Origin of the sequence: Geminicoccus flavidas (genome assembly GCF_009806515.1) — a bacterium.
Taxonomy (GTDB): domain Bacteria; phylum Pseudomonadota; class Alphaproteobacteria; order Geminicoccales; family Geminicoccaceae; genus Geminicoccus; species Geminicoccus flavidus.
Map to the genome: position 1 here is coordinate 1 of NZ_WUJP01000669.1, position 4,392 is coordinate 4,392.

General features: G+C 69.9%; 2 protein-coding genes and 2 pseudogenes. All 4 read left to right on the forward strand.

Features of this window, described 5'->3' with window-relative positions; genetic code table 11:
- Nucleotides 1-822: pseudogene (locus EQG76_RS19000) on the forward strand (hypothetical protein); the annotation flags it as partial.
- Nucleotides 823-1,142: 320 nt separating this feature from the next.
- Entirely contained in the window at nt 1,143-3,038 is a 1,896-nt protein-coding gene (locus EQG76_RS19005; RefSeq protein WP_200840933.1) for a DEAD/DEAH box helicase, read from the forward strand.
- A gap of 216 nt (nt 3,039-3,254) precedes the next feature.
- Nucleotides 3,255-3,842, forward strand: coding sequence for a transposase (locus EQG76_RS33550; RefSeq protein ID WP_407925552.1), 588 nt, complete (start codon nt 3,255-3,257; stop codon nt 3,840-3,842).
- A gap of 333 nt (nt 3,843-4,175) precedes the next feature.
- Nucleotides 4,176-4,392, forward strand: a pseudogene (locus tag EQG76_RS19015) (SOS response-associated peptidase); the annotation flags it as partial.

Genomic DNA, 4,392 nt, shown 5'->3' on the forward strand with positions numbered 1-4,392 from the left:
TCGGTGCCGGCCGATCTCCGCCACCTGCTGGACGGGGTCGTCGATCCGCAGGGGCTGCAGGCGCGGGTGGCCGAAGCCCTGGCGCGGGCCGACCAGGTGCTGCCGGACCGCGCGGCGTCAGCGGCATCCGCGGTACCGGCCGTGGCCTGGCAGCCCGTGCTGGCGCCGGCCCGGGGGCTGGTGGCCGCCTACCGCCTGGAGCCGCCCGCCTCTGGTGCCTGGCCTGCCCTCTCGAACGGCGATCCGGACCTCTGGTCGATCGAGATGGCCGTGGCCGCCCTGCCGGCCACCGCCGGCCGCGGCCGCAAGGCCTGGCTGATCGTGCCGGTACGGTACGAGACGCTGGCCTCGATCCGGCTGCGCGAGCCGTTCTGCCGGGCATGCCGGCGCCTGCCGCGCAGCTCCGCGCGCCGGCTCCTGTTCGAGGTCAGGAACCTGCCGCCCGACATCGTTCAGTCGCGCGTCCGCGAGCTGATGGCCTATCTGCGGCCATTCTGCCTGGGCATCCTGGTCGACCTGGCCGAGCCGCGGGTCGAGCACCTGATCGGGGCCGGCATTGTCGGCGTGGCGACGGACGACCTGCGCCAGGCGCACGACCTGGCCATCCTTGCCCGCCGCCACGGCCTGCGAAGCTTCCTGACCGGCCTTCGTTCCCCTCCGACTGCCGCCAGGCCGCCCAGGACGGCATCGACTACCTGGCCGGCAACTTCACGCCGTCCCTGCCGCGCCCGGGGCCGGTGGTCCGCCTGCCAGGCCCCGGCCGCCCGTGAACCCGGCCGTCGCTCCGGCTCGTGCCATCCCGCCTTCAGGCCTCCGGCCTGAGGGCCTCAGCCCGTCAGAGCATCAGGCCGATCCCAATCCATCACCTGATCCTGTCCTCGCGCGTGCTGATCGTCAGGCCGGCTCTAGCCAATGGCCGAAATAGGCATGTGGTCATTGACGCAGGAGTAGATCAATATATAGAAGTTATATCGTTGTACGGTACCATATGATGGGTACTCATGGAGATTTGCTCGATGATACGTCCTCCGCAGGCCGCTATGGCATGGTCTGGATGCTGGCATCCAAGGAGCATTGTCCTGAGCTGTTGTACCTTGCCTGTGCCGTCTCGTTCCGTCGGCTCGTGCTGACAGGCGGCACGGTTGCGCCTGCGTCGCCATCAGGAGGAGGTCGAGCGCCTTTGCCGCGGCATCGCGATGGGCGAGCTGGCTTATACCGACATCCTGGCGGCGGTCACGCCGGGTGGCGGCAAGTCGGCGCTGCCGGTGATCGCGGCAGCACGGCTGCTGGGGGCAGTGCCGCCGGGGCGGGCCCGGCCGATCGTCGAGCGGATCTGCTGGGTCGTGCCGCGGGACACGCTGCGCCGCCAGGCCGAGGAGGCGTTCGTCGACCCGACTTGGCGGGGCCTGCTCGGCCACCAGCATGCGGTCCGGGCTGCCGACAACGCGCCTGATCCCTGCCGCGGGCTTGCCGGCTACGTCACCACCTACCAGTCGATCGCCGCCGCACCCGCCTTGCACCTGGCTGAGTTCCGGCGGCATCGCTACCTGCTCTGCGTCGATGAGCTGCACCATCTGCCGGGACTGAGTGATCTGGATGCGGCCGCCGAGGCCGCCGAGGACACGGCTTGGTCGCGGGCCCTGCTCCCGCTGCTGGAGAGTGCCGGGCTGCGCCTGCTGATGTCCGGGACGCTGGAGCGCTCCGACCGACGGCCGATCCTGTGGCTCAACTATCGCCGGGACCGCCTGACGCCAGGCCAGCGCCGGCTCGAGCTGGGCATCCCGGGCTGGGCGGTGGTGGGCTACGACCGGCGTGCGGCACTTGCCGAGCGGGCGATCATCCCGATCCGGTTCGGTGCCCTGGATGGCCGTGCCGAGTGGCTGCTGAACGGCGAGTTCTCTTCCGTCGAGTCGTTCTCCGCGGCCAGTGACAAGCTGCGTCCGATGCTGTTCACCGCGTTGCGCACGGGCTACGCCGAGGCGGTCCTGCGCCGCGCGTTCGCCGACTGCCGCGAGCATCGCGCCAAGCGTCGTGCCGCCTTAGGGCTTGGGCCAGCCCAGGCGGCACCCGGTCTGGGCAAGCTCCTGGTCGTGGCTCCGGACCAGGCGACCGCCCGGCGCTATACCGAGATCCTGCGCGGCTGGCTGAACCCGAAGAGGGCAGAAGCTGGCGTGGCCCTGGCCATCTCGGATGAACGGGACGCGGTCGAGCGCATCGCGCGCTTCCGGCTGCGGCCGGACCCGTCCGTGCTGGTCACGGTCGGCATGGCCTATGAGGGCATGGACGCGCCCGAGGTCAGCCATGTCGCCTGCCTGACCCAGATCCGCTCCGTGCCCTGGCTGGAGCAGATGGCGGCCCGTGCCACCCGCTTCGATCCGCATGGCGGCAGCTACGAAGAGCAGCGGGCGCTGATCTATCACCCGGACGATCCCCTGTTCCGGATGTTTCGTCGCGCCATCGAGATGGAGCAGTCCGGCCGCGCCCGGACCCGCCGGCGATGCGACCAGGAGGAACTGCCGCTGGGCGACCAGGACGACGACGCGATGCGTCACGGCTCGGTCCTGCGGCCGCTCTGGTCCGAGGCGACCGAACTGCGCTTCGAGACCGTGCTGCCGCGCAGTGCCGCGGGACCGCTGCCCGGCAACACGATCCCGGCGGACGACCACCTTCCCGAGACGCCGACCCAGGCCGAGCAGCGGCTGCGTCGCCAGGTGGGTCAGCTGGTGGCTTCTCAGGTGATCGAGGATGCGGAGACGAGCCTGCCGAGTCAGCCCTGCGACTACCACGCCTACAACGCCGTGCTGAAGCGACTGTTCGGCAAGGCGCGGGGTGTCATGACCCAGGCCGAGCTCGAGGCCGAGATCGGCTGGCTGGAGCGCAACCGGATCCGCAGCCAGCTCGAGCTGATCCGAGACGATCCCCGCTATGGCTGGTCCACGCGGCAGCGCCGGACGGGCATACAGCCGGCAAAGGATCAGTGGGCCGGCCGTGCTCCAGGCAGGCGCAGACGCGGCAGGGTTGCCGACGGAACGGGATAGATGGGCCATGGAGGACATGGCGCAGGAATTGGGGGCGAGCGATGACCGCCGCGTGCTCCGCTGTCTCGTGCCGCGCCGGCGGCGATGGTGATGGAGCAGGCCCAGCGCCATGCGGCTGGTATCCCGATGACGACAAGGTAGGCAAGCAAGCGGAGCTGGCTTTTCCTCCAGTGGAGACCGACGGATGCGCGGTCGAGATCCAGGTCACGCGCATCGATGCCTGTGACCGCTTCTCGGTGCAGTGCCGAGCCCCGGAGACTGTCGCGAAACTCCTGGCTCCATGGTGCTGCCGTGGTTCGCTCGTGGAGCAGAACGGGAGGCGATGGTGCGCAAGGCGGTGGGCTAGGTAAGCCGGTGGAAGCTCTGCTGCCGGCAGTCTACGGCAGCAACCAGCGGCTAGAGTGGATCGGGGCCCAGGTGGACGGCGCGCGGATCGAGGCGCTGCTGCTTCAACAGTGGTACCGCCTGTCGGATCGTGACCTGGAGGGGGCGCTTGCCGACCGGCTAAGCTTGCGGCGGTCTTGCGGCTTTATCCTGGAGGATGCGGCGACGAGCTTGCCGCGCTTCCGGATCGACTTGGCCGAGGCACGCGGACCAGCGCCAGCCCGGCCCTCTACCGCCATCTCTTCCACGGATCGGATCGAGCGTCTGCTGACGCTCGATGGCACAGATGGAAGAACATCGCCATCACACCGTTGCGTGGCGAGACCCTTGAAGCTCTTTGGCACCATGAAGCGGCGCTACCTGGATCGGCGCGTCCGCTGCCGCAGACTGGACCGCAACTGCTGTGGTGCTCTGCCGTGAACCTGCGGCGGGCAGATCACCTCGCAGGCTGAACGGGCGTTCGAAGGGCAATGGCGGCCAAACCGGTCTCGCCAGCCCATCCCGCACCAGCAAACGTACGTGGTCCGGCAAGGTGGGGGCGCGTCATGTCCAGCTTGTCGCCGTGTGCCCTCGCTCGAGCTCATTCATGCCGCCCGCCCGCACGGTGAACCACGCGGGTGCTCTTCGCAGCCTATGCCGCCCGGCATGGCCCGCGAGGGGCTTGGTGGTTAGGGCAGGATGCACAGGCTTGAGCGGCGGGCCGGATGGTGCCAGGGCTGGCGGCGTGGCGACGGACCGGGAGAGTGGCGGCCCATGTGCAATCTCTACTCGCTCACCAAGGGCCAGGACGCGATCCGGGCGTTCACCCGGGCGATGCGGGACACGACCGGCAACCTGCCCCTCCTGCCGGCGATCTTCCCGGACCGGCTGGCCCCGGTGGTGCACCGGGCCCAGGACGGGACGCGCGAACTCGCCATGATGCGCTGGGGCTTCCCGCCACCGCCGAACCTGGGGGGGCGACCGGTGACCA